The sequence below is a fragment of the Acidithiobacillus marinus genome, from assembly GCF_002847505.1.
In the GTDB taxonomy this organism is placed as follows: Bacteria; Pseudomonadota; Gammaproteobacteria; order Acidithiobacillales; family Acidithiobacillaceae; genus Acidithiobacillus; species Acidithiobacillus marinus.
In genome coordinates this window covers 47313-72236 of the sequence record NZ_MXAV01000020.1, presented here as the reverse complement: position 1 = coordinate 72236, position 24924 = coordinate 47313, and the positions used below count along the sequence as shown (strand labels likewise).

Annotated in this window: 21 protein-coding genes; all 21 read right to left on the bottom strand. The window is 53.7% G+C overall.

Going from position 1 to position 24924, the window contains the following annotated elements; all coding sequences use genetic code 11:
• Position 1: 1 nt before the first annotated feature.
• Entirely contained in the window at positions 2 to 1369 is a 1368-nt protein-coding gene (gene fliI, locus B1757_RS05615) for a flagellar protein export ATPase FliI (protein ID WP_101537385.1), read from the bottom strand.
• Complete coding sequence (locus B1757_RS05610; RefSeq protein ID WP_101537384.1) at positions 1366 to 2115, bottom strand: flagellar assembly protein FliH; 750 nt, start codon at positions 2113 to 2115, stop codon at positions 1366 to 1368. Before B1757_RS05610 ends, fliI begins: the two co-directional genes overlap by 4 nt.
• 13 nt (positions 2116 to 2128) lie before the next feature.
• The gene (gene fliG, locus B1757_RS05605; protein WP_101537383.1) at positions 2129 to 3139 is read right to left on the bottom strand and encodes a flagellar motor switch protein FliG; all 1011 of its coding nucleotides are present in this window, start codon (positions 3137 to 3139) and stop codon (positions 2129 to 2131) included.
• Complete coding sequence (fliF, locus tag B1757_RS05600) at positions 3126 to 4823, bottom strand: flagellar basal-body MS-ring/collar protein FliF (protein WP_101537382.1); 1698 nt, start codon at positions 4821 to 4823, stop codon at positions 3126 to 3128. The genes fliG and fliF overlap by 14 nt, the downstream gene beginning before the upstream one ends.
• A gap of 37 nt (positions 4824 to 4860) precedes the next feature.
• On the bottom strand, positions 4861 to 5184 hold the full coding sequence (gene fliE, locus B1757_RS05595; protein WP_101537381.1) for a flagellar hook-basal body complex protein FliE: 324 nt from the start codon (positions 5182 to 5184) through the stop codon (positions 4861 to 4863).
• A 53-nt stretch (positions 5185 to 5237) separates the two neighbouring features.
• Entirely contained in the window at positions 5238 to 6629 is a 1392-nt protein-coding gene (locus tag B1757_RS05590) for a sigma-54-dependent transcriptional regulator (RefSeq protein ID WP_101537380.1), read from the bottom strand.
• A gap of 4 nt (positions 6630 to 6633) precedes the next feature.
• A complete protein-coding gene (locus B1757_RS05585; RefSeq protein WP_101537379.1) occupies positions 6634 to 7842 on the bottom strand; it encodes a sensor histidine kinase in 1209 nt (402 codons plus the stop codon).
• The gene (locus tag B1757_RS05580; protein WP_101537378.1) at positions 7842 to 8912 is read right to left on the bottom strand and encodes a sigma-54 interaction domain-containing protein; all 1071 of its coding nucleotides are present in this window, start codon (positions 8910 to 8912) and stop codon (positions 7842 to 7844) included. The genes B1757_RS05585 and B1757_RS05580 overlap by 1 nt, the downstream gene beginning before the upstream one ends.
• A gap of 12 nt (positions 8913 to 8924) precedes the next feature.
• Positions 8925 to 9488, bottom strand: coding sequence for a PilZ domain-containing protein (locus B1757_RS05575; RefSeq protein WP_101537377.1), 564 nt, complete (start codon positions 9486 to 9488; stop codon positions 8925 to 8927).
• A 30-nt stretch (positions 9489 to 9518) separates the two neighbouring features.
• A complete protein-coding gene (gene fliS, locus B1757_RS05570; RefSeq protein ID WP_101537376.1) occupies positions 9519 to 9899 on the bottom strand; it encodes a flagellar export chaperone FliS in 381 nt (126 codons plus the stop codon).
• A gap of 16 nt (positions 9900 to 9915) precedes the next feature.
• Complete coding sequence (fliD, locus tag B1757_RS05565) at positions 9916 to 11859, bottom strand: flagellar filament capping protein FliD (RefSeq protein ID WP_101537375.1); 1944 nt, start codon at positions 11857 to 11859, stop codon at positions 9916 to 9918.
• A gap of 33 nt (positions 11860 to 11892) precedes the next feature.
• Positions 11893 to 12297: a hypothetical protein gene (locus B1757_RS15735; protein WP_253253728.1), complete on the bottom strand. Its 405-nt coding sequence runs from the start codon at positions 12295 to 12297 to the stop codon at positions 11893 to 11895.
• 94 nt (positions 12298 to 12391) lie between these two features.
• The gene (locus tag B1757_RS05555; RefSeq protein WP_101537374.1) at positions 12392 to 14008 is read right to left on the bottom strand and encodes a flagellin N-terminal helical domain-containing protein; all 1617 of its coding nucleotides are present in this window, start codon (positions 14006 to 14008) and stop codon (positions 12392 to 12394) included.
• Positions 14009 to 14390: 382 nt separating this feature from the next.
• Complete coding sequence (locus B1757_RS05550; RefSeq protein WP_101537373.1) at positions 14391 to 18434, bottom strand: glycosyltransferase; 4044 nt, start codon at positions 18432 to 18434, stop codon at positions 14391 to 14393.
• Positions 18431 to 18610, bottom strand: coding sequence for a hypothetical protein (locus B1757_RS05545; RefSeq protein WP_101537372.1), 180 nt, complete (start codon positions 18608 to 18610; stop codon positions 18431 to 18433). The genes B1757_RS05550 and B1757_RS05545 overlap by 4 nt, the downstream gene beginning before the upstream one ends.
• Positions 18600 to 19754: a DegT/DnrJ/EryC1/StrS family aminotransferase gene (locus B1757_RS05540; protein ID WP_101537371.1), complete on the bottom strand. Its 1155-nt coding sequence runs from the start codon at positions 19752 to 19754 to the stop codon at positions 18600 to 18602. The genes B1757_RS05545 and B1757_RS05540 overlap by 11 nt, the downstream gene beginning before the upstream one ends.
• Positions 19751 to 20968, bottom strand: coding sequence for an aminotransferase class I/II-fold pyridoxal phosphate-dependent enzyme (locus tag B1757_RS05535; protein ID WP_216360825.1), 1218 nt, complete (start codon positions 20966 to 20968; stop codon positions 19751 to 19753). The genes B1757_RS05540 and B1757_RS05535 overlap by 4 nt, the downstream gene beginning before the upstream one ends.
• Complete coding sequence (locus B1757_RS05530; RefSeq protein ID WP_101537370.1) at positions 20969 to 21676, bottom strand: class I SAM-dependent methyltransferase; 708 nt, start codon at positions 21674 to 21676, stop codon at positions 20969 to 20971.
• 52 nt (positions 21677 to 21728) lie between these two features.
• On the bottom strand, positions 21729 to 22433 hold the full coding sequence (locus B1757_RS05525; RefSeq protein ID WP_101537369.1) for a WbqC family protein: 705 nt from the start codon (positions 22431 to 22433) through the stop codon (positions 21729 to 21731).
• A complete protein-coding gene (locus tag B1757_RS05520) occupies positions 22430 to 23575 on the bottom strand; it encodes a DegT/DnrJ/EryC1/StrS family aminotransferase (protein WP_101537368.1) in 1146 nt (381 codons plus the stop codon). Before B1757_RS05520 ends, B1757_RS05525 begins: the two co-directional genes overlap by 4 nt.
• Before the next feature lie 10 nt (positions 23576 to 23585).
• Positions 23586 to 24914, bottom strand: a complete 1329-nt coding sequence (flgL, locus tag B1757_RS05515; RefSeq protein WP_101537367.1) for a flagellar hook-associated protein FlgL — start codon at positions 24912 to 24914, stop codon at positions 23586 to 23588.
• Positions 24915 to 24924: the final 10 nt, after the last annotated feature.

Sequence of the window (24924 nt, the reverse complement as noted above, 5' to 3'; positions counted from 1 at the left end):
ACTAATCTTCTTCCATATAAGGTACGATCAATTGTGCCAGTTGCTCCTGGCTATCCCCCAATGTCACAGACTGCTGCTGATTCTGCCGGAGGAATCTCAAAATAGCGGGATAGGCACGTACTGCCTGATCCAGAACAGGGTCCATGCCCGGCGTATAGGCTCCAACCGCCATTAAATCCTGGTGTTCGCGATAACGACTATAGAGACGCTTCAAACGGTGCAGCTGTTGAACCTGCGCCAAAGAAACAATATTCGGCATGACCCGGCTGATGGAAGCCTCCAGATCAATAGCCGGATAATGCCCCTGTTCAGCCAGGCTTCGCGACAACACCAAATGACCGTCTAATACCGCCCGGGCGTTATCGGCAATGGGATCCTGTTGATCATCCCCTTCCATCAGTACCGTATAAAATGCCGTAATACTGCCGCCCCCCACCGGTCCGTTACCGGCCCTTTCCACCAGGGCTGGCAATCGTGCGAAAACGGATGGCGGGTAGCCCCGCACGGCAGGAGGTTCACCTACTGCCAGGGCGATTTCACGCTGGGCCATGGCATAACGCGTCAACGAATCCATGAGCAACAACACATGCTTGCCCTGATTGCGGAAATATTCAGCAATGGCCGTTGCCAGATGGGCAGCGCGAATGCGCGTCAAGGCAGGAACGTCGGCAGGGGCAGCCACCACGACAGCCCGGCTCAAACCCTGGGCACCTAGAATATCCTCAATAAACTCCTTCACTTCCCGGCCGCGTTCGCCAATCAACCCGACGACGATGACATCGGCTTCGGTGTTGCGCGCCATCATGCCCAGTAAGACGCTTTTACCCACCCCGCTACCGGCAAACAGACCCATGCGCGCGCCGCGCCCAATGGTAAACAAGGCATTGATCGTCCTTACCCCTACATCCAAAGTATGGTTTACCGGAGCGCGCTGCATGGGGTTGATGGTGACGCCCAAAAGAGGAACCCGGGTTTGTCCCGATACCGGCCCCAGATCATCGAGAAACTGCCCCTGGCCATCCAGCACCCGACCAAGCAGACGCTCACTGACACTGGCCTGAGCTTCTCCAGACAGGGGCTGAACGCGTGCACCCGGCCGAACACCATGCAAGTCACCCGCCGCCATCAACTGGAGCTTTTCATTCTGGAAACCCACCACTTCTGCATCAATGCCGCGTTGATGTGCGGCTTCGACACGGCAGCGTGTTCCCACACTGGCATCAAAACCTTCGGCTTCCAAAACCAGTCCGACCATGCGTACCAGCCTGCCACTAGGCAACAAATCCGGAAAAGCTTGCGGTAAACGTTGGGCGTACGTATCCAGGTTATTACCCCAGAGTTTCTGGCGATCAGCAAAACGCAGCATCATGCCGACATCTCTCCAAACAACCGTTCCAGGACCAAACGCCAACGAGTTTCCAGACGCAAATCCAGTTGCGTTGCGGCATGATCCAGTTCGCGATCCTGCCAACGACGATCCGGTCTGGCGACATTGTCATCCAGGCCAGCGGACAAAACGGCACCGCCGCGTTCGATCTGGGCATCAGCAATCAGGGTGACTCCCTGCTCTACCAGTTCCGGCATGAGACGCTGCAACATCTCCACATCTTCGGGATGCATATGCAAATCCGGCCTGACACTCCGTAAAGGGACTGCCCGCAGGGCTTCACGCAATACCGGCAAGAGGATTTCCGGACGTAACTGCAATTCATGGCGAAGCACCTGACGGGCTATTTCCAGAGACAGGGACAACAAAGACTGCTCCACGCTGCTATCCAAAGCCTGCAAGGGCGAAAAAAAACCGGCCAGGATATTTTGTAGGGCCCGTCTTTCCGCTTCTGCCCGGGTCAAGCCTTCGGCATAACCGTCCTCCATTCCCTTTTGCTGCCCCTGACGATAGCCCTGCTCCCAACCAGATTTCTCACTTTCTGCATACAGGGCCTGCAATTGTTCGGTAGTCGGTAGGCTCACCGCATCGACAGCAAGAGTTTCGCCATTTTCCGGGACCGCATCCTGAGCGGGCGCTTGCTCAAAAGCCCCTTTTACCTCGGGCAAATGCCAACGCTCTATGCGGGTCGCGCTATCCCGGGAAATGATATCCGCACGATCCCTCATAGCGTCGGCCTGATCACAGCATGGCCTCACTACTGCCACCACCCAGACTCAACTGTCCTGCCGCATCCAGGCGCGTGGCAATTTGTAAAATCGCTTTTTGACTGCTTTCTACCTCGCTCACCCGCACGGGCCCCTTGGCTTCCAGATCATCGCGCATCATTTCAGCGGCACGCTTGGACATGTTGGCAAAGAATTTTTCGCGCAGCGCCGTGTTAGCGCCTTTCAATGCCGTCACAAAACCGTCCGAGGGTATCTCCCGCAGCAAAACCTGCATGCTGCGATCATCCAGCTTGATCAGATCATCAAAGACAAACATTTTTTCCTGGACCTTATCCGCCAGTTCATCATCGGTTTCGCGCATATTATCGAGAATACTGGAGGAGAGACTGGTTTCCAGGCGGTTGAGCACATCGGCGGCGGCTTTGGCGCCTCCAAGGCTCGCCACCTGCAGACTTTGGGCTTCGCCGGAAATCTGCTCTTCGAGAATTTCATTCAACTCTCTGATAGCGGCCGGCTGCACCGTTTCCAGACTGGCAAGGCGCATCATCGCCTCACTGACCAAGCGCTCGGGAAGATGATGAATCACTTCTCCGGCCTGCTCCGGCTCCATATAGGCAAAAATCATGGCGATCACCTGAGGATGCTCCAGCTTGATCAAATCGGCAATGGAGCGGGCGTCCATCCATTTGAGATTTTCCAGACCACTGGCATCTCCGCCATGCAAAATGCGGTCAATCAGACTGCCTGCTTTATCTGCACCCAGGGCTTTGGTCAACATCGCGCGGATATACTGGTCGCTACCGACTCCCAAAGAAGTCTGCCGTTCAAGACGCGAGCGAAAATCCGAAAGTACCACCTGAACCTGATCAGTAGAGATGTGGGATAAGCGCGCCATGGCCGCGCCGAGCTTCTGGACATCGCGTGGGCCCAGATGACGCATCACTTCCGCAGCTTCATCCTCGCCGAGGCTGAGCAGCAGAATGGCACTACGATCAATACCCGTGAGATCTTCACTCGTGCTCATTGGACAACCATTCCTTGACCACCTGGGCTGCCCGGGCGGGATCCTGCATGACTAACTGGCGGGAAACATACAAGTCCGTCTCCAGAGGGTTGCCTGGAATATTGACCTGCTCGCGAATCGCTTCCGCATCAGCCAGTGCTTTTGCCGACGGATTTGAAGCGTCGTCTGCCTTCTCCGATTCTGCGGCGGCATTAGCCGTATCCATGGCTGGCTCCTGACGCATGCGGCGCTTCAACAAGGGGCGCACTACGCCGAAATAGAGCAACAAGGCGACAAAAAGAATGACCAGATAGCGCAATCCACTGTTCATGAGATTCAAGAACCAGGACTGCTGCCACCAGGGCAAGGTGCTCACCGCTGACTGCGTAGTGAAAGGCATATTCACCACTTTGACCGTATCGCCGCGCTTGGCACTGTAGCCAATGGCATCTTCCACCAGTTGCTGGATCTGCGCCAACTGGGCTGCCGACAAGGGCTTCTCCTTGACCGCGCCAAGGGTGCTCTCCGTCACCTGATCATCCACCAGCACGGCCACGGAAAGCCGTTTGACGGTGCCGACCGGCTGCACCGTATGCACAATGGTTTTATCAACATCATAGTTGGTCGTCGTGGCTGCACTGCTTTCAGTAGGCGCCAGCATCTTCAGGGTGGGTGCCAGAGCAATCAGCGCGGCCGGAGAAATATTGGAAGCCACGGGAGCCACCAGTGGCGCCACCGCGACTCCGGGAGGAGTATTGGAAAGCGCTCCCGGCACACCATAAGGCCCCGACCCGCCCGTACCGGAACTGGTATGAGTTTGCTGACTCAGTATCTGCCCTTTCCCGTAACTCACCGAGCTGCTTTCACTTTTGGCAAAATCAATATCTGCAGATACCGCAACGCGGACCCCTTTGGCCCCCACAATCGGGGTCAGAATCGCCTGAATGCGCTTTTCATACTGCTGATCCACGGCGCGCTGATAAGCAAGCTGAGAAGGCTGTAAACCGCTATCCGCATTAGCCTGACTACTTAGCAAATGACCGCGCTGGTCCACTACGGTGACATTTTTGTCCTGCAAACCCGGAACACTGGCCGCAACCAGATGGACAATACCCGCCACCTGGGCGGCACTCAATGTACGCCCCGGATATAAATCCAGCATGACTGAAGCCGTGGGGTTTTCCTGTTCACTGAGAAACACGGAAGGCTTGGGCATGGCCAGATGTACTTTGGCGCCCTCCACCGAGTTCAATGAAGCAATGGTTCTTTCCAGAGAACCTTCCAGCGCGCGTTGATAATTGACATGCTCGACGAAATCACTGGTGCCCATGGGCTCATGGTCGAGCAGGGTAAAGCCCACTCCGGCGCCCTTGGGCAAGCCATCTGCAGCCAGCTTCATGCGGGTGGCATAGACATTATTGGCGGGTACAGAAATGACCGCACCGCCATCACTGATCTGATAGGGCACATTGAGTTTTTGCAATTCTGCAATCACCTGCCCGCCATCGCGATCAGAAAGATTGGTGTACAACACCTTGTAGGAGGGATTTCCGCCCATGAAAATAGCGGCAATCAATACGGCCACCACTGCCGCCAGAGCCACCAGCACACCCAAACGCCGATTGGGCGGCATTTCCTGCCAGCGGCGCTGGACTTCTGCAGCACCACCCGACAGATTGAAATTGGTCGCAGTTTCCGTGGCCATCAGCAGTCTCTACGCCAGGGCTGAATGATGATCACGACTAGGCCTGGATATTCATGATGTCCTGATACGCGGAAACCAGTTTATTGCGTACCTGAAGCATGGTCTGGAAAGAAAGATCGGCTTTTTGTGAGGCCACCATCACCTGACTGAGACTGACCGACTTGTCACCGCCGGCAAAATCAGACTGCAAGGTATTGGCCTGACTTTGCTGATTGTTTACAGAATCCACCATTCCTTTGAGAGTGTTGGCAAAGCTATCCGGACCGGAAGGAGATTTTTCCGGGACTTTTACCCCCTGCGCCTGATCCGCCAGGGCGCGCAATTGGGTCATCAAGGAATCCAGAGAATCTACACTACTCATGATCGCACCTATGCTTCATTGTTTCCAAAATACATGCAATTTACAGGCCAATCTCAGCCCAGTTCATAACCCGCTTCACGGAAGCGCTGGATTTTGTGGCGCAGGGTTCTGGGACTGATGCCCAAGCGCTCCGCCGCCTGCGCCTTGGAGCCTTGACTCTGGCGTAAAGCCAAGGCAATCGCCTCACGTTCATGATGAGCGCGCAGATCATCCAGGGCCAAAGTCACTGCTTCATCGGCTACAGTTTCCTCCGCAGACTCCATGGGCACAAGTCCTGTCTGCTCCATTTGAAGCATGACGGGCCCTGAAACGCCCCCGGCCACACATAAATCCTCCGCCAGAATCTCCTCATTCGGAGCGAGAATAAGGGCTCTCTGCAAGGCATTTTCCAGTTCTCGAACATTGCCTGGCCAATCATAAAAATAGAGCTGCTGTTTGGCTGACATACCGAGTCGTTTGCTGGGCAGTCCCATCTGTTGGCAATGCCGGCGCAGCAAATGCTCAGCCAAAGGCAGAATGTCCGCCTGGCGTTCGCGCAAGGGTGGAATCTGTAGCGGAAAAACCTGCAAACGATAATACAGATCCTCACGTAATACGCCCTCTGCCACCGCCTGACGCAAGTCCCGGTTGCTGGTAGCTATCAAACGGATATCCAGGACAATCGTCTGTTTACCGCCGACACGTTCCAGCTCACGTTCCTGCAAAACACGCAGTAATTTGGCCTGCAGTTGAATGGGCATTTCGGTGACTTCATCCAGAAGAAGAGTCCCTCCCTGAGCCTGTTCAAACTTGCCGGCACTACTCTGGGTGGCGCCAGTAAAGGCGCCTTTCTCGTGTCCAAACAGAGTGGCTTCGAGAAGAGATTCCGGAATGGCGGCACAATTCACCGCCACAAAAGGATTTGCCTGACGACGACTCTGCTCATGAATAAAACGGGCCAGCACTTCCTTACCCACGCCACTTTCGCCCATCAGCAGGACACTGGCATCTGTAGGAGCCACCTTTCTGGCCATTTCCAGCGTCGCCTGCATCGCCTCGGATTGGGCGATGGGCGCTTGAGCATCGGGGGCGCAATGCGGAACCGCATACTTCTGCATCTTTTCCAGCAAAACATCGGCTGTAAAAGGTTTGACCAGATAATCCACGGCACCATTTTGCAAGGCTTGCACTGCTTCAGCGATGGTTCCCCAGGCTGTCATCATCAATAGCGGCGGAGCATCATGCTGGGTACCCAGGGTTTTCAAGAGCGTATAACCATCCATGGGACGCATTTGTACATCACTGAGCACCAGATCAAAGCTGGCATCAGCCAGTAAACGCAAGGCTGCTGTTCCATCTTCCGCCCATTGCACCTGATATCCTTGATCTTCCAAGGTTTCCTGCAAGACTTCCGCGAGATGTTCATCGTCTTCGACGAGTAAAATTCGGGTTGCGTAAGGCCCCATATTTTTATGACTCCTGATGCATTGTGCCGCTGGAAAGTGGCTGAGTCATCTGCCACAGCGGCAAATGAAGCACGATACAGGCACCGGGACAGACATTTTCGAGGCTTACACTGCCTCCCATAGCGACCACAAAATTGCGGGTGATGGCAAGACCCAGCCCCGTCCCATCCCGACGGCTGGTATAAAAAGGCGTAAAAATTCTTTCCTGATCGGCATCTGCAATACCCGGGCCAAAGTCCCGAATAGCCAACTGCAAGGTATTATCTGGTTTTTTTTGCACGGTCAGCTGTACCGACTGCTCCGCAGGACTGAAAATAAGGGCATTGTGGAGCACATTCGCCAGCACACTCACCCAGGCCGCCAGGGTTCCCGTCAAAAACCAGTCATCCTCCGCAGCCCCTATCTGCAGAGCGACATTTTTTTGACGAAAATGCGGCTCCCACTCTCTTTGCAGGGCGGCAAGGATCTCTCGCAAGGCCACCGACCCCCCTTCCTGATCCGCTCCCCGCAAAAAACGCAGCATAGCATCAATGGTCGCATCCAGATGTTGCAGCCTTTCCTGCGCGCGCAGTTGCTGCCGGGCAAAGGACTCTGCTCCGCGTTCATAACGCATTTGCGACACCGACAACAAGGCCGTGGCAAGGGGGGTGCGTAACTGATGGGCCAGTCCCGCCATGGTTTCGCCCATAGCTGCCAGGCGTTCCCGCCGTTGTGCGGCCTCCTCCCGGGCCCGGGCCGCCGTGACATCCTGCAGCAGAATGACCTGCCCTCCCTCACCGGGCAGGGCATTCACGGCCATCGTTACCTGTACGGGCTGACCCGTGGCATCTCCGCGCAGCAAGCACCATTCATCCCGGGCACCGGGCATGGGCCGGGGTTGCAAGGATTGCCAATCCGCGCCACGCAAATCTGCGCCCAGCAAGCGAATGGCCTCGGGATTCATGTCTACAATTGCCGCCCCATGGTCAACCACCAATACCGCTCCCGGCAACATTTCCAGAAGCAGGGCCAGACGTTCTCCCATTCTTTCCTTGGCTTCCAGCTCCGCCCGCAGGCGGACATTGGCCTCGGCCAGCTCAGCAGAAAGACGCTGCACCTCCTGTTGGAGAGTACCATAGGCTTCGGTCAGTTCCTGTGAAGTTTGATTGAAAAGGCGGAATGCCTCCATGAGGCGGGAAGCATCAGGGGCAGTTGCGGCACCATCTTCAGACATCAATTATCCTGATCCCGCAGCGTATTCAATCCATACTTTTTGAGTTTTTCTACCATGGTCGTGCGCCGTAAACCCAGACGGTCCGCAGCCCGGGCCACCACCTGATCACAGACCGCCAGAGCCTGCAGCAGAAAATCCTTCTCGATTTCTTCCAGATGCTGCTTGAGATCGAAGGGCTCATCAGGCAGGCACGATACCGGTTCAGCCCATACGGCGGCAAGACTTTGCCGCTCATCTGCCATTTCCGGATTTTCGTTTTTGCGGATGCGGGCAGGCAGCTGTTCGTCAGAAAGGGTTTCGCCACCATGGAGAATCACCAGTCTTTCGGCAAGATTCCGCAACTCGCGGACATTACCGGGCCAGTGATAGGCATCCATGACCCGGAGGGCGCTCTCCTCCAGTTTCACCGGAAGATGCCCCTCCCCCACCAATCTGTCGATAAAATAGCGGAACAGCAAGTGGATATCGCCGGGGCGTTCGCGCAAGGGAGGTACTTCTACCGGAAACACATTCAGACGATAATATAAGTCTTCCCGAAAACAGCCTTCGTCAATGCGCGCTTCCAGATTACGATGGGTGGCAGCCAGAACGCGCACATTACTTGTCAGCAGGCGCGAACCACCGACCCGCTCGAATTGTTTTTCCTGCAGCACCCGTAGCAGCTTGACCTGCATTTGCGGGCTCATTTCGGCGATTTCATCCAGAAAAAGGGTTCCCCCCTCAGCCAGTTCAAAGCGGCCCTTACGCGCTGCCAAGGCACCCGTAAAAGCCCCTTTTTCATGACCGAAGAGCTCACTTTCCATCAGCTCTTCAGGAATGGCGCCGCAATTCACGGCCACAAATGGCCCTTGATGCCGCAGGGAATGTTGATGCAGGCAGCGGGCAATCACTTCCTTACCCGTTCCCGATTCTCCCAGTATTAATACTGTACAATCGGTTGCCGCTACTTTGGCCAGCATGGCCGTCATGCGTTGAATCGGCTGACTACCGCCCACCAGCCCACAGCTTTCCCGCGACAGGCTGCGCCTTTCCCTGACTGCCCCGATTTCTGTGCTTACTTCAGTGTACATAACCACAACCTGTCAATCCGTGGAAAGAGCGTGTTGATCCTTTTTACGCGCAATGGCACGCCGATGATAACGGAATATTAGTCGATCCAGTGATTCTTGCACACGAGTATCTACCTGAAAATGCAGATGATGACGCAACAGCGTATCTGTAGCTGCTCCTGATCCCTTCGCGTCATTCTCAAGAACACCCGGCAAAAACAACGGCATAGCTATTCCCGGCCGTAAAAAAAGCGACACGCAGACAGCACTTCCCGACTCAGGCATTATTTCGGAAACCGGTGCGTCCCAATACAGATTTTCCGCACCAAGAGCACAGGGAAAGGCGGATGGCAACGGGTCGAGGCCCTGTATGCCTTTACCCACCAACAACAGCAATAAATCGATTTTGGTTTCGAGGCTACTAGTCACTTCGCGGTTTTCATCTTCCGCCAGCAGATGGTCGTCCATCACCAGCAGCGCCTTGAGCAGAGCCAGATTATCCCGCATCAGACGACTACGACGCAGGGAGTTTAACTCACCTTTCTCCAGGCTCAGGGGCAGAATATCTTCCAGGACAACGGCGTGCTGCTCACTCATTTCTTCTCCCTTGACAGCGGAGAAGTTGCCTTATGATTGTCCCAACAATCCTCTCCATGCATCGCGCAAGTCTTCCAGCACCGGCTGGCAGGCATCCAGCGCCTGCAGATCATCAAAAATATTGGCTTGTGCCAACTGATTTAACAGGAAACGATAAAGACTGTCGAGATTTTTGGCAATTTCGCCACCTTGCTCAAAGTTGACACTGGCCAACAGATGGGCAGTGAGTTGATAGGCCTTATCCATGGATTCGGCCTTACTGCTGATGTCATGGGCCATAATCGCCAGCCGGGCGCGGCGGATATGTTCCAGAATTCCCTCCAGACCCAACAAAACCAGACGATCGCTGGATACCCCCTGATTGCCAACCTGCTTGTAGGCCTGCATGGCTGCTGCTGTAGCATAACTCATGGTTCATGATCCTCGCTTAACTCTTGGAACTCGAACTGGATGAACTGGAATTACCAGAAGAATAAAAGGCATTGAGATATTGTCCGGTGGATTGCAGCGAAGCCAGTTGTGACTGCATGGCGGCAAACTGCTGGGTCAGCAGGGCGGTCTGATTGGAAGCGGATTGCTGCAAGGTGGTGATCTGCGCGCCCAACCCATTGATAGAAGAGGTAATACCATTTTGTGCAGCCGTCACAAAACCACTCTGGGTATTCAGGGCGGAACTCAACAAAGTACTCATCTGCTGATACAGTCCCTGACTGAGGGTGACAGTTCCCAGGTTTCCAGTACTGTTACCCGTGATTTTCACTTGCAACCCTGCCGCATTCCCGGGTCCTGTCACCGACAAAGTCTGACCGGAACCGCTGGTAGCCTGACCATTGATGCTGCCTGCCACATCAGTTCCTGTGGCGGTGACCAAGCTGGTGCCAATCCCGGTCCCGCCAGACCCCGCAGCCACATTGGACTGAACAGTAAATGATTGGGCGCTCCCATAGGCATTGGACTGTAAATCCAGATAACCATTGTTAGCACTCGCAGTAATGCCCGTCATGCCTGATTGCTGGAGAGTATCATTGATCGTGTTGACAATATCCGTCAGGGTGCTGCCCGAACTCAGGGACACCACCACCGAGCTACCCCCCGACCCGAAAGTCAGACTTTCACTTTGGAGAATCCCCCCAGAAGGAACGGCTGCAGATCCGGACGTACTGGCCTGAGTGGCGGCCTGACTCACGTTAATGGCATAAGTACCCGCCTGGGTCACGCTGCTTGCGGTCAGATATTGCACATTACTGTTGCTGGTACTACCCGCCTGGCCAAAAAGACCGGCCACGGTATTGAAATCCGCAGAAAGCGCGGTACCCAGAGTTCCGGTATTCAGACTGATGGTGCCACTGCTGGTCAGCCCGAGCCCGACGCTGCCCAATGAATTGTAGGCACTTCCCGAGGATATCCCCACCCCCTGCCCGGAAATCATGTCCAGCAACTGGGTCCGCAAGCCCTGTACAGAGGCATCACCCAACAAGGGTCCACCCGAGCCCGCCTGGGCGTTATAAGCGGTCAACTGATTGATGGTACTCATAGTTTTGTTGAAGGCCTTGACAAAACTCTGCACCCCTGTCACAAAAGACGCATTGCTACTGGAAACCTGCAATGTGGCGCTGCCACTGGCCTGCAGCAAATTCAGGGTCACCCCTGGGATAGCGCCAGATACGGTATTGCTCGTGCTCGTCACCGGCAAGCCGTTAATACTGACGCCGGCATTTTGCGCCTGTTGACTCAAGGTCATGGACCCCGACACCCCGCTGCTGTAACTCAGGGAAGCCAGACTGCCGGTGGCGCCGCTGGTGCTGACCGTAAAAGCACTGCTGGCCCCGGTGCCATTACCGGTCAGGGTCAGGCGATAACCGGTGCCATCATAGACCACAGCGGCATTCACGCCGGTATTGGCCTGGTTAATGGCGCTGGCAATACCATCCAGGCTGTCATTGGAACCATTGATGCTGACATTTTTCACCGCACCACTGCCCACCTGAATCTGGAGGGTGCCAGTACCTACAGAATTATTCGTCGCACTGGAGAAATTACTGGAGTAAATACTTTGAGATTGGGCCAGTACAATATTACTGAGGCTGTAACTCCCCTGGGGAGCATTGGCTGTAGCCGTGGCGGTCGCAACATTATTATTGGAGAGACTTACACTGCGATTATTCGTACTGCCCAGATTCTGCAGACTACTCATAGCCGACTGCAAACCGGATAAACTGCTTTGCAGGGTACCCCAGGCACTCAAGGTGGTCTGATAGGATTTTTGCTGATTCTGGAGCAGGGTGATGGGCGCCTGATAAGCGGCACTGAGGTTACTGATCAGGGATTGGACATCAATGCCACTCACCAAACCGGATAATGAAGCCGTCATAAACCATACTCCTGTGCAAAAATACGCAAAAAATTACGCCTTGCTACGCATCAGACTACCCGGATTCAAGGCCTCTCCGGAATCTGCACTTCTCACCACCTGCTCGGCGGGTACATAATATTGAAAAAATATCTGCTTGGTCACTTTGTCACTGAGTTTAATCAATACCTGACCGGGATGATCTCCGTTCGGGTCCAGTCCCGCCTCTAAGGTTACAGAAGCACTGGCGGGCATTTTATCCTGTAATTTTTGAATGGCCTTCTGTAATTTTTCGGGTGGAACGCTGAGTGTCGAAACCGGTTTTTTTGCCGCAGTTTCTGCCTGACCTGTGGGTGGCCGCGTTGGCGGAGCATTATTGGCCGCTGGCGTTGGCGGAGATGCTGACGTCGTAGCTTGCTGCGCATTCAAGCGACTATGGGTGATCAAGAAAGTATCCATGGGTATGCCTCACTTTCAAAACCCTCCCGCCCTGCAATTAGCACCTTCAAAGGAGCCTGCAGAGCGGGAGAGAAAGCTATTCCCTACTATTTCCTTATGGCAGCAACTTGAGATAGCTCTGCTGCAAGGAGTTTTCCTGGGCCAGGGTCGAGATACCCGCCTGTTGCAGGATCTGATACTTGGTCAGCTGCGAAGTCGCCTGGGCGATGTTCGCATCCTGCACCACCGACTGCGCCGACTGGAGGTTAGTCGCCGTGGTCTGGTCGTTGGAAACCGAAGCCTGAATCCGGTTCTGGATGGCTCCCAGGCTGCCGTTCTGCTGGTTGAGGTAGTTGATAGCCTGATCGACAATCCCGATGGCCTGCTGGGCGCCGGCTGCGGTGGTGACGTTGATGCTCGCGACGGCCGAACCACCCGCACCAGATGTCAGACTTGCCGCCTGGGAACTGAAGCCAATCTCGTTGGCATTGCCAATAGCGTAGGAAGACGATGACTGAAACTGCACGGCACCCTGGATGAGGAGGCCGCCGCTACCGGAGCTGAATGTGCCGCCGACGGGAGTGGGACTTGTGCTACCCAAACTCGGATTGCTCACCACCTGCAGTGATGCAGTAGAACCACTGGATAAACCAGAAGTTGCTGTACCAGTCCCAGCCTGCATGACAATATTTCGACCCTGACTTTGGGTCAGCACCAGTTCCTGCGTGCCATTGACCGTCTGTGTGCTGGCGGAAACACCAGTGATTGCCGCCTGATTGTTAACCGCCGTAACCAAGGAACTGAGATCGATCTGCCCACCAGAACCACTACTAATCGTGGCGGAAATATTAACTTTATTTGAAACACTTCCGCTGGAACCATTTCCGAGGCTAAAACTTATACTGCCCGTCGAAGTGACCTGAAAGGCCACACTGGTATACGCTTGTGCACTCACCCCTGTCTGAGCTGACACAGCATTGACACTCTGCGCCAAATTATAGGCAGATTCGTCAGTGCTATTAACCTTGACCGCTGCGCTACCCACCGATCCGGAAACCCCCAAGTTGTCGGCAGTTGTAAAGTTTCCTGCACCACCCGCTCCCAACGTCGCTCCACTACTGACCGTAAATGCTCCGCCAGCCGCATAGCCACCATCAATAAAAGCACCAGAACTACTGGAGTAAGCACCACCGCTCCCTGATGTCAGCGTGTAGTTCCCCATGGCATTGGTTTTGGTATCCCCCACCGCCACATTGATGATCTGGTTGGAGTTGGCACCCACCTGGAAAGCGGCACCGGCAAAAGTACCGTCCAGCAGGTTCTGGCCGTTGAACTGGGTCTGGGTGGCAATGGTCTGCACCTGGGCCAGCAACTGACTCACCACACCCTGCAGGGCCTGCCGGTCGGAGGTGGTGTTGGAGGCATTGGCCGCCTGCACCGCCGTGGTCCGGATTTGCTGCAGCAGGCTGGTCTGGTTCTGAATGGCGCCGGTAGCGGTCTGCACCAGGGAAACGCCCTGATTGCCATTGGAAACCGCCTGATTCAAGCCATTGATCTGGGTCTGAAAACGCTGGGCAATGGCGTAGCCCGCCGGGTTGTCGGCCGGGCCGTTGATGCTCTTGCCCGTGGACAACTGTTGCAGATAGGTATTGAGGCTACCCTGGGTGCCGTTGAGGGCGTCCAGCGTGCTCAACGCCGAAGCATTGGTATTGATAATTCCTGAAATTGCCATGATAAGACTCCTTTCTTAGGGTTGAGATGGCATCCTTGCCAGTGTGGAATCCCTTCCACACTCCCTATAACGGCACTTCAGTGAAAAACTTGAATGGCCCGCACGCAGGGCGTTGGCGAGAGAAGCCGAAATCCACATTGCCGGCTTCCTGAAAAGCGTCGCAGGAGGCCTCCCAAGCAGAGCTGGACGCCGCCCGTGACAGGGATCGTGAAATCCTGAACCGTCTAAATGGCATAGAGGCAGGGGGCAGTCGCGTAGACAGAGACGAAGCGCCTAATTTTGCTGAGATTATCCAAGAACAACATATCATGGACCGCATCCGGGAGCGACTGGAAAGAATCGAGCGCCATCTGGAGCTGGCGGACTGAACGCATCATCCCCATCAGGGCAACCATGCTGCCAGCCAATCGTCCAGATGTTCCTCCAGCAACCAATGGGCGCGTATATGAGCCCGCAAGCGGTCGCCCGCCGCAGCCAGGGCCTGCCGGTCGGCAATCTGCTCGCGGATAGCCCGCACCCAGTCCCGATAGCGGTTGGTCACCAGGGTGATGGGAAAGTCGCCCTGATAGGGAAAAATGTCCGAAGCAATCACCGGGTAGCCTAAAACTCCATATTCCAGAATCCGCAGATGGCTCTTGGCCTCATTGAAAGCATTATTCTCCAGCGGTGCCAGGGCCAGATCCAGGTCCAGACTGGCCAGCTTGGCGGGATACTGAGGTAGCGGCACCCCTGTATGGAACTCGCGCACATAGGGGCGCAGAGCATCAGGACAGAGGCCGAAGAACACCCAGTCCACGTCATCGGCCAGATCGCGGACCACGTCGGCAATCATTTCCAGATCGCCGGTGTGCCCTACTCCGCCGGCCCAGCCCACGCGGGGCTTGGGCAGCTCGCGCCGCTTGGGCTGCAAGGCTCCCCAGATGGCCTGTTCGATGCAATTGGGTTGGACACGCACTTCGTCACTGAAGCCCTTATAGGCCTGGGCCAGGGGCTCCGTCGCCACCACCAGGCGATTGCACAGGCCAGCGGCTTTACGGAAACGCTTGGCGATGTCCTTATGGATTTGGGCCTTGTGCAGACTCTTGACCGGCAAATTGGTGATCAGATCGTCGATCTCAAAAACCCGGAAGGTTTTCAGCAGTTTTTTGTGCCGTTCCAGGGCTTCGATCTGCGGCCATTCCATTTGTCGCTGCAAGACGATACTTTCAGGCGAAAAGCGCGACATTTCGGCGGGTTCGAAGATGCGCATGGTTTCCCAGCCCTGCGCCCTCCCCGCCTTTTGCAAGGCGCGCATGGGCGAGATGATCCGGTACTCTCCGCAACCCTCCCGATCGGCGGGATGCACCAGAATACGGGGGCGCGGGCGCCATTCCGGGTCCCAGGTCAGGGCCGCCTGGTCCTCCAGCAGGAAATCCGTACTAGCCAGACTCAAATGGCGATTATAGGCCGGATCAAAGGCCAATTGCGGTAGCCATTTCTGGTAAAAGGCCATTTTTTCACCGGCAAAGCGCTGCTCTTTTTCAGGGCTGGGCTTTTTCTCCACCTCGCCGCGCTGGCTGGCGGACCCCTCATGCAGGAGCATGGCCCAGGGAGTAAACACGACTTTGTGCCCTGCTTCCCGCGCCTTCAAACAAAGATCGATGTCGTTGTAGGACACCTGAAACTGCTGCTCATCCAGCCCGCCCAGTTCTTGATACAGGGCTTTACTGATGAGCAGACAGGCACCCGTCACCGCCGAGAGGTTCTGGGTCAACATAGCCCGACCAAAATAGCCACGGAATTCCGGTGGCTGGCCAATGAAGGGGTGTTCTGCCGGCCCGCGCATCCCCAGAATGACGCCCGCATGCTGGATTTTGCCATCGGGAAAAAGCAGCTTGGCTCCTACCACCCCCACTTCGGGACGCAGGGCATGGCTCACCATTTCGTCCAGCCAGTCTTCGTGCAAGGCCGCCGTATCATTGTTGAGCAGCAGGATATAGTCCCCCCGCGCCTCTTCCACGGCGCGATTGTTCATGGCAGAAAAATTGAAGGGACCGGGATGGCGCAGCACCCGCAAACGGCCAGCGAGTTGCTCCTCCTGGGCCGCCAGCATGTCCAGATAGGTTCGCGCCTCGGCCTCATCGCTGTCATTGTCGATGATGAGGATTTCATAAGCGGGATATTGGGTTTTCTCGATGAGCGATTCCACGCAGCGCTGCAGATAGCCCAATTGATTACGGGTAGGGATCAGAATGGACACCAGCGGCGTACCGGTCAGCGGGTAACGCACCCGCGTGGACGGCGGGAAAGGCCCAGGAGTCACTTCGGCGGCAATGTCCAGGCGTTGCAAATGCCCTTGCAGCACCGTCTGGCTGACCTGAATGATCTCTTCCACGGACTTGTTGCAATGGCCGCCGCCCTGCAAGCGGTGATAGAGGACTTCGGGAACATGCCCAATTCCCGCATCTCCCACCTTTTCCCAGGCCCGCAGAATCAGATCGTAATCTTCGGCCCCATCGGTTTCGGGATCAAAGCCGCCTAGCTCGGCGAAGAGTTCCTTTTTGATGAGCAGCAAGCCACCGATATAGGGCAGGCTACGCAAATAGTCGATATTGAAATCGGGTTTGCAGTGGGGATTGACGTGCTGCCCATCTGGGGTCATTGAGTCCTCGTCGGTATAAACCACTTGCCACTCGGGATGCTCCCGCAAGGCGTGAGCCACCAGGAACAAGGCATCGGGGGCGAGCTGATCGCCAGCATCTACAATGCCAACCCAGTCCGCTGCCATGTCCCGGATATGATGGTTCAAGACATTAAACTGCATTTCGTCCTTGCCCGTCCCATCAGCGAGAGACAATAGCTCTCCCGGCAACCATTGCCCGGCCATGCTTTCCTGCGTACTTTGGGCTGAGCGATGCCCTCCGGCCATCAAGGCCAGAGCAAAGCACGGCGAAATCTGGCCGTCTTTCCGCCATGATTCCATCAGCTCTTTGGCCCAAGCTTCTTCCTGGTGTAGCCAACGGGCCTCGGAGAGCCAAGGCTGAAATATATAAGATCTAGAACTATTTACAACTTGATCACGATGATCTCCATCGCTTTTTTCGCTTTGTACAATAGGATTAACCGCAGAAATTGGAAACCCAAACCTCTCCCCTTGTTGTCGCAAATAGTGCCAAGTATCCACTCCAACCTCTTGATTTTCGTCCTGTTTCTGCGTCTGCCCAGGATGTATCCGAAATTTAGCTATGGGCGAAGCAATATAGGCTAGATCGCCACGCGATAATAGATTTAAAGCAAGGCAGACATCGCCAGCACGAACACATAATCTACCAAATAAAGTCATGACATTTGGTTCATCAATCATAAGTGCATCAGAACGGCGAAACATCATAACAGATGGCTCACCCAAGGCATTGAGCCCAGTAGACAAGATGTGTCCTATAATCTTTATCCCTGAAAGTCGGCTATCAACAGAAGTTAGAGGCGCACCAAGGATAGTCGGATCAAGACTATTGCCTTCCATATCAATCGGCAATCGACGACCTGCAGCCAGTCGAACATCCGGTTGCAAACGCCATATCGCCAATAAGCGTTCAATCGCATCGGGTTCGAGTAGATCATCATCATATAGCGGCTTAATAAAATCACCGCGAGCAAGGTGTATTCCTTTCGTCAGATTGTCTGCCTCCAGAAGTGGCGGCGTATTACGTTGGTATGACACCCGCGAATCACGAGGTTGATATAATTGTATGACCTTTTCTACTGCATTAGTTGGACAACTATCGAGAATCAATATCTCAGTATTCTGGTAAGTTTGGGATAATGCACTTTCGAGACAGGCAGCGAGAAAGTCAGGACGATAGGCCGGTATGACAATCGATACCAGCGGATTGTCATCAATAGAATCTTCCCGCTTTTTGAACTCCATAATCAGCGTCGATTCAATCCGTGTTTCCAATCCTGCAAGGTTTGGGTCAGTGCTATCATTAATTTTTGCGCGTTGCGGCTGTTCAAGTCCGGCCCATTTTGCCAGACGCGACAACTCTTCTTCGTCGACCACCCACGAATGCCCCCATTCGCGCAGCGCAACGTTAAGGTATTCGGCACGGTTATTTATCCATGCGTAACCGTATTTTTCAAGCCATGGCTGACGCCAGTTATTCTCTGTGAACTTCGCAATGATGGCATCCAGATCAGGCGTTGCAATACGTATCCGCCCACTCGGCTTGAGAACCCGGCGACACTCTCGGAGAAAGCTGAGAATATCTTTCTGACTCAGTTGCTCAATGAAATGCTCACTGTAGATGCCGTCCACAGTCGCGTCAGCGTAGGGAAGGCCCTGGGTCACATCGCATTGGACGTCTCCACCGGGCTCCAGATCGATATTGACGAAACCGGGCAGTTTGACCTTGCCACAGCCGATGTTGAGATAGAGGTATGAGGTCATGGGGTTAAGTCCTTTTGCCACGACGTTAATGTATAATTTGCAGACTCAACGGTGACATATTCGCGCGCTGCGCGGGCCATTACTCTCTTTCGCGTCTTGATCGGGTTGAGCACTCTTGCCTCGCTGGTTTTGATGGTGATCAATCCATTGGGGAGCGGCAGTTTCTTAGTTGTCATGACGCCCCCAGATCTTGTCGGCAAGCCGCTGAGTACGCGCAAGCATCTCGCATATACGTCCAATAGACTCAATGGTAACTTGTGCCCCAAGCGGCAATTCTAGGCAGGTTGCCATCAGCTGGCTGGTATTCGGTAAACTAGCCGCATAGTCGACCTGGGTAAAGCAGCGCCTTGCCAGGACGTTCTCCACCATAAGCAATTTCATCAATCGGTCGCGCGACAAGCCGAAGTCCAGTTCATCGACAATTACAACCAGATTTTGCCAGTTGGATTCTTTCACCCCGACTGGATGATACAACGTCAGCCCGGGAATATCGGCCAGTCCAGAAGCCCACGCAGCGCGCAAGGTCCGGTTGTGCGCCTGGTGAATAGCAATATCTTCGAGGTTCATCAACGCAACGGCGGCCTGTGCCTCAGACAGGCGCGCATTAGCTACTCGCACAATGTTCGCGGGGTGTTCCAACCCGTAACTGGGGCGGATGCTGCGTGCGCGTAGCGCCAGCACATCATCGTTGGTAGCGATACAGCCGCCGTCACCGGCGCTGAGGATCATGTCCGCGTGGAAAGAGAAGATTTCAGCCTCACCGAAGCAGCCGACCCGGCCAGCAGGTGTCATGCAGCCAAACGCTTGTGAAGAGTCAAAAAACAGCCGGATACCGTGCGCCTTGGCGATTTCCTGCAGACGAGTGGACTGGCAGGCCCCACCCCATAGATTGACGGCCAGGATCGCGCAGGTGTCGCCGTCGATGAGGGCAGCCGCTTGCCCAGGATTAATCATATGGGTATTGATGTCGACATCGCACCACACTGGTTCGAGCCCAGCCCAGCGTAGCGACTGGATCGTGCCCGGATGCGCGAATGCCGGCACTATCACCTTGCCATGTAGTTGCATCGCATCCGCAGTGATCATCAGTCCCAGAATGGCATTGCTGGTACAAATTACGTGGCGCACACAAAGGAATTCCTGCAACTGGGCCTCGAGTTGCTCATGTAATGGGCCATTGTTGTTGTAATACTGCCGCGAAAAAATACCGCGAAATGCGTCTTCATAACGTTCGCGCGAAGGGAAGTACTTCTGCCCGCACGCGAGTGGCCGATCAAACAGCGGCGCAGCCCCGTTCAGGGCTATAGCATTGGCACTCATGCAGCCCCCTGCGCGTCTAGACGTGCCCGGATGGGTGCCCATTTGGCTGCGATGAAGGCCAGCAGGTCCACAATCCGCTCGATGTCCTGGTTGCTAATCAGGTGGCCGCAAGGCAAATTCATGAACCGTTCAGCCAACTGGTCGGTGACTGGTAACTGTGTCGGAACATAAGCAAATTCCATCGGTTTCTGGTGCAGCGGTGGCGAATAATAGGCTCGGACCAAGGCATTCTCGGCATTGAGGATGCGGATAGTTTCGTCGCGGCTCAAGGGCCAGTCGTCGAGCAGTTCCACGACGATGTTCTTATAGCCGGTCGCGTGACTGTCGTCAAATTCAAGCAGCCGGATTCCCGGCAGACTGACCAACCCGCGCCGATAGGTGTAATAACGCTCGCGGTTACGCTGCACCTGCTGTTCGACATCGTCCAGGCTAGCTAGAGCCATGGCAGCATGCATTTCGTTCAGACTGGCATTCATGCCGTCCGGAAAAATGGCCCTGCCGCTTTCATCCATGCCGTAACGACGCAAGGCCCTGAGCTGCCGCGCCAGATTCACGTCACGGGTGGTGACATAGCCACCACCGTAACCATTGAGCAGCTTGCAGGCATGCAGCGAAAAGGCTTCAGCGTGGCCCAGCCCACCCACCTTACCGTCCGCTGTGGCTTCGTAAACCGACTCTACCGAGTCAAATAACAACGGTACATTGCGTTCTTCCGCCAAACAAAGCAACCCTGCCACATCGCAATTGTTGACGATTGGGTGCGGGGCAAGAATCAATGCCGTATCCGCGTTGATGTGCGGTGCCACAGTTTCGGCGCTAACAGCCAACGTACTCGGCTCCACTTCACAGAAATGCGGTTTTAGTTTAATCCAAGCCGCGATGTCTGGCATGCGGCGATAGGTCAGCGATGGCATAATGATTTCGCTCTTGCCAGGAAAGGCAAGCGCAGCAATAGTCAGCGCCAGGGCCCAGAAACCGCTACAGAAGGTGACACAGTCCGCCGCTTGATGAAAATCGGCGAGCCGCCGTTCCAGCAATTGAACGGCCGGACCGCCATCAGTGTACTGTTGCGCCTGCAGAAAAAGGTCCGAATAGGCCATGAAACGGTCGAAATCCGGTTGTAGCAGGTTGGAAGTGGATTTAGGGAGGGCAAAGGCCGAAGGGCCACCAAAAATGGCCAGATCGTCGATACTCGATTTTTCGATCATAAACATTCAGCACTTGCGAGTTAATACGACGTCGTAACGGTAGTGTGCGGCATAGAACGAAGGCGGCATTACGGTAAACGCCACTTGCCAGCCGCTGGCCTCCGCCAGTTGCGCAAAGGCTTCACGCGTGCGCCAGATGCCGATGGCCGTACTTGGATCGGTCAGCTCATCCTCGCTGGGCGTACGGTCGATATAAAAATTGGTGACGCACTCCTTATCTGGAAGGTTTCCGATAAACATCCTTTCCAGATGACTGAAACGTTTGTGTAGAGTCGCAAGCAGGTCAATGGCATCGGGATCGGAAAAGTATTGGAATCCAGCATAACACAATGCTCTGGTGAAGCGTTCCGGATGGCCTTCCTGGTGCACGTATTCCACACCATGCTGCACTGCAAATACGTGAGTAGGTTGGCGCTCAAAACTCCATTTTGCCATCGAAATCATATATTCAGAAATATCAACACCCAGATAACTACGACAAACCCTGAACAGTTCTCTCGATAATGATCCATTCCCGCATGCCAAATCTAACAACACATCATCCGGTCGTAGTTGCAGGCCATTATGAATAGCCTCACGAATCATGCGAATTTGATCTTCTGACACCGGCTTTCCGCACACGGTACGACACACTTGACCGAGAAAATCGTCCGGCGCACAGGTTCTGGCATGGGCGTCGTAGCTAAACTTTGGATAGGGTTGTGATTTGCTCATTATAGATCAATCCTTATTTGTGCCTGTCAAATTCGCACATACCTTTACCCCCCTACTGCAAAATATATTGTTTTAATAGTTCTTTGGCCTGATCCGTTGAGTTAAACATCATAACATCTATTATGGACAAATTTGGGATGAATCCATTATTAAATTGTTGATAGATAATATCCCTTGTTTTCAAGAACATTAGATTAATACCATTCGATAGAAACTCATTTCTGTTGTATATTGTTGCGCCACCAATTGAATTAATATAATGATCAGATTTCAAATTTTTACATATTTCTATAACCTTATATTTATTGCGAAGCGAATGGTTAATGTTAATCTCTGAAGAAATCATAAGCTCAGTATCTATGCCTAAATATTTTTTTATGGTAAGAATTGAATTATAGATGAACAAAAAAAGATTCGATTCATTTTGATCTAATATCCTATCTATTATTGGTTTTACTGTATCGTAATTTGGGGCTTTACTATAGCCTGCATCAATGAGGTTTTTTATTTTTTCTTTTTCTTTTAAATAGAAAATTTCAGAAATGCTCCTATCTTTTATATCCAAAAAATCAGAATCATTTTTTATAGGCAACGAAATTAACTTATCGTGACCATTCAACAAAATTCTATTTCTTCGAATCCAACCGCTTTTTGTGTATTTAATATTATCATAAACTACGAATTTATCTACTTCACTCATCAATTGCCAATATCCAATATATGGGAAAAAATATGGTTGCATAATAGCCAGCTTCATAAAATTGCCTCTGATTTTCGATTATGAGCAAGCAAGTTAATCAGTCCAGTGATGCGCTTTTGCTCGTATTCGTTTAATCCAGGAAAAATGGGCAAACACAGCACCTGTTGCGCCATTTCCGTGGCTACTGGTAGATTTTCCCGCTTAGCGGAAGGTAGACCACGGTACATCGGAAAACCTGAGATCAGCGGATAGAAATACCGCCGGGCGTATATGTTGTGCTCTCTCAGCAACTCATTCAGTGCATCGCGCGAAAGTGGGTATTCCGGCCCGACGAGAATTGGGAAATAAGCGTAGTTGGCGGCGCTGACTACTGGCATCGAAGGGAACCGAATACCCGGGATACCATGGAGCTGTTCGCGATAGACACCATCAATACGCCTGCGCTCACCTAATACTTGATCAATGTATTTCAATTGAAGTAGGCCAAGTGCAGCGTTGAACTCGCTCATCTTGCCATTGATTCCGGGTGCGATAACTGTCACTTCATTGACATAGCCAAAATTCTTTAAATGCTCAATGTGTGTTTTCATCTTGACATCTGGACAAATAATGGCACCACCCTCAAAGGTATTAAAAACCTTGGTGGCATGAAAGCTCAGGATCGACAGATCGCCGTAACGCAGCACACTGCCATTTTCATCACGTACACCAAAGGCGTGCGCGGCATCATAGATGACCTTGAGATTATAATTATCGGCGATTTTTTCGATGGCTTCCATATCACACGGACGGCCATAGCAATGCACTGGCATGATGGCCGTGGTTTGCGGCGTAATGGCGGCTTCGATCTTGGTCGGATCCAAATTGAGCGTATCAGCATCAATGTCGACGAACACCGGTCTGATACCATTCCATAATAGTGAATGAGACGTGGCGACGAAAGAGTAAGGTGTTGTGATCACTTCACCCGTGATACGAAGCGCCTGCAGAGCCGTTACAAGAGCTATTGTGCCGCTAGTGAATAGCGCCACATGTTCAACGCCCAGATATTCACACAGCGCTTGTTCGAACTGAACGTGAAAAGGTCCGCCATTGGTCAGAATCTTGTTATCCCATATCTGCTCGAGATAGGGAAGAAATTCCTCCAGCGGGGGAAGAAAGGGTTGTGTGACATAAATCTTTTTTAACAACTCGTTCATTCCAAAACGCTCACGAAATATAATTAAACAAACTCAACCCCTGCACCTGCACAAAGGCCTTCTGCGCTGCCTGCAGTGCCGTCGAGCTTTCCTGAAACTGGGTGATGACCTGGGGGTAACTCACATCCGCAAGCTTCCCCTGTTCAGTCTGGAACTGCTGGGTCAAGTTGGTATTCAGCGACTGCACACTTTGAGCTTGCTGCAATTGGGAGCCTATTTGTGCCTGAGTGCTGAGCAGGCTGGTCTGAAACTGATTGAGGTTCGCCAGGGCATTGCTGATGTCCTGGGAACGACGGGTATTGGCTCCGGGCGAACCGGACCCTCCCGAAAAAGCCGTGATCAGGTCACTGAAAGTCTGAAACAGGCTTTGTGGTTTGGAAGCAGCCAGGGTAAACGAGGCAGTTTGCCCGGTGGCAGGCTCACCGTTAGTGGGCACAGTGATGAATGGACTACCTCCTGCTGTGGCGGGAATGGCAATACTTTGCCCGGGGGTATATTTTCCACTGACGACACTGCCGGAACTGGCCGTCCATTGACCACTACCCACCGCCCCCGTTCCGCTGGTGACATTATAAGTCAATCCACTGGCACCATTACTGATGGTAACCTCAAACTGTACGCCCTTCGCCACAAATTCCGCGTTGGCCGTTGCAGAATTCAGCACACTGCCCGGACCTAAGGTGGTACTTCCCACGGCATTGACCGAGGTTCCGGAACTACCCGCAGGAATCTGATAATTACTACCAGAGGCGCTGACGGTAAACGTCCCGTTGCCCGCCAGGGTGTTCATGAAAACCGCGTTTCCTGCCTGGGAAATGGGTGTCGTGAGTCCCGGACCAATTTCTAGGGTTTTTTGGCTGGAATCGCCGAGATACTGCACCTTTCCATCACTCTGAAGCTGAAATGGCGGAGTGTTGGCCTGGGAACCACCATAAATATAAGTCCCGTTGGCGTCCTGGGTGTTGGCCAGTTGCACCAGTTGCTGCAAATTGCCCTGCATGGTGGTCACCGCGTTATGCAGATCACTGGCATTGACGGTGGCATTATTCATCTGCACCGCCAGTTGCTGGACCTGATTCATGAGGGTGCCGACACTTTGCAGCGTGCTGGAACTCATGCCCAGATCCTGCTGTGCATAGGTATTACTTTGCTGATAGCTGCCCAGATTGGCAATTTTGCTGTTGAGGTCCAGCACCTGGGCATTGGCCACCGGATTACTGGTGGGATTGATCAGGGCATTACCCGTAGAAAGCTGCTGAGAGAGATTATTCAGTGTGCTTTGCTGGTTCAAGAGTGAATACAGGCTGCTCTGATAAAATTCCTGGGTGCTGACGCGCATGATCTGCTCC

Excerpts from the sequence above, each read along its gene's own strand:
- fliI (WP_101537385.1), bottom strand. The coding sequence starts at position 1,369 with ATGATGCTGCGTTTTGCTGATCGCCAGAAACTCTGGGGTAATAACCTG.
- B1757_RS05610 (WP_101537384.1), bottom strand. The coding sequence starts at position 2,115 with ATGAGGGATCGTGCGGATATCATTTCCCGGGATAGCGCGACCCGCATA.
- fliG (WP_101537383.1), bottom strand. The coding sequence starts at position 3,139 with ATGAGCACGAGTGAAGATCTCACGGGTATTGATCGTAGTGCCATTCTG.
- fliF (WP_101537382.1), bottom strand. The coding sequence starts at position 4,823 with ATGGCCACGGAAACTGCGACCAATTTCAATCTGTCGGGTGGTGCTGCA.
- fliE (WP_101537381.1), bottom strand. The coding sequence starts at position 5,184 with ATGAGTAGTGTAGATTCTCTGGATTCCTTGATGACCCAATTGCGCGCC.
- B1757_RS05590 (WP_101537380.1), bottom strand. The coding sequence starts at position 6,629 with ATGGGGCCTTACGCAACCCGAATTTTACTCGTCGAAGACGATGAACAT.
- B1757_RS05585 (WP_101537379.1), bottom strand. The coding sequence starts at position 7,842 with ATGTCTGAAGATGGTGCCGCAACTGCCCCTGATGCTTCCCGCCTCATG.
- B1757_RS05580 (WP_101537378.1), bottom strand. The coding sequence starts at position 8,912 with ATGTACACTGAAGTAAGCACAGAAATCGGGGCAGTCAGGGAAAGGCGC.
- B1757_RS05575 (WP_101537377.1), bottom strand. The coding sequence starts at position 9,488 with ATGAGTGAGCAGCACGCCGTTGTCCTGGAAGATATTCTGCCCCTGAGC.
- fliS (WP_101537376.1), bottom strand. The coding sequence starts at position 9,899 with ATGAGTTATGCTACAGCAGCAGCCATGCAGGCCTACAAGCAGGTTGGC.
- fliD (WP_101537375.1), bottom strand. The coding sequence starts at position 11,859 with ATGACGGCTTCATTATCCGGTTTGGTGAGTGGCATTGATGTCCAATCC.
- B1757_RS15735 (WP_253253728.1), bottom strand. The coding sequence starts at position 12,297 with ATGGATACTTTCTTGATCACCCATAGTCGCTTGAATGCGCAGCAAGCT.
- B1757_RS05555 (WP_101537374.1), bottom strand. The coding sequence starts at position 14,008 with ATGGCAATTTCAGGAATTATCAATACCAATGCTTCGGCGTTGAGCACG.
- B1757_RS05550 (WP_101537373.1), bottom strand. The coding sequence starts at position 18,434 with ATGACCTCATACCTCTATCTCAACATCGGCTGTGGCAAGGTCAAACTG.
- B1757_RS05545 (WP_101537372.1), bottom strand. The coding sequence starts at position 18,610 with ATGACAACTAAGAAACTGCCGCTCCCCAATGGATTGATCACCATCAAA.
- B1757_RS05540 (WP_101537371.1), bottom strand. The coding sequence starts at position 19,754 with ATGAGTGCCAATGCTATAGCCCTGAACGGGGCTGCGCCGCTGTTTGAT.
- B1757_RS05535 (WP_216360825.1), bottom strand. The coding sequence starts at position 20,968 with ATGTTTATGATCGAAAAATCGAGTATCGACGATCTGGCCATTTTTGGT.
- B1757_RS05530 (WP_101537370.1), bottom strand. The coding sequence starts at position 21,676 with ATGAGCAAATCACAACCCTATCCAAAGTTTAGCTACGACGCCCATGCC.
- B1757_RS05525 (WP_101537369.1), bottom strand. The coding sequence starts at position 22,433 with ATGAAGCTGGCTATTATGCAACCATATTTTTTCCCATATATTGGATAT.
- B1757_RS05520 (WP_101537368.1), bottom strand. The coding sequence starts at position 23,575 with ATGAACGAGTTGTTAAAAAAGATTTATGTCACACAACCCTTTCTTCCC.
- flgL (WP_101537367.1), bottom strand. The coding sequence starts at position 24,914 with ATGCGCGTCAGCACCCAGGAATTTTATCAGAGCAGCCTGTATTCACTC.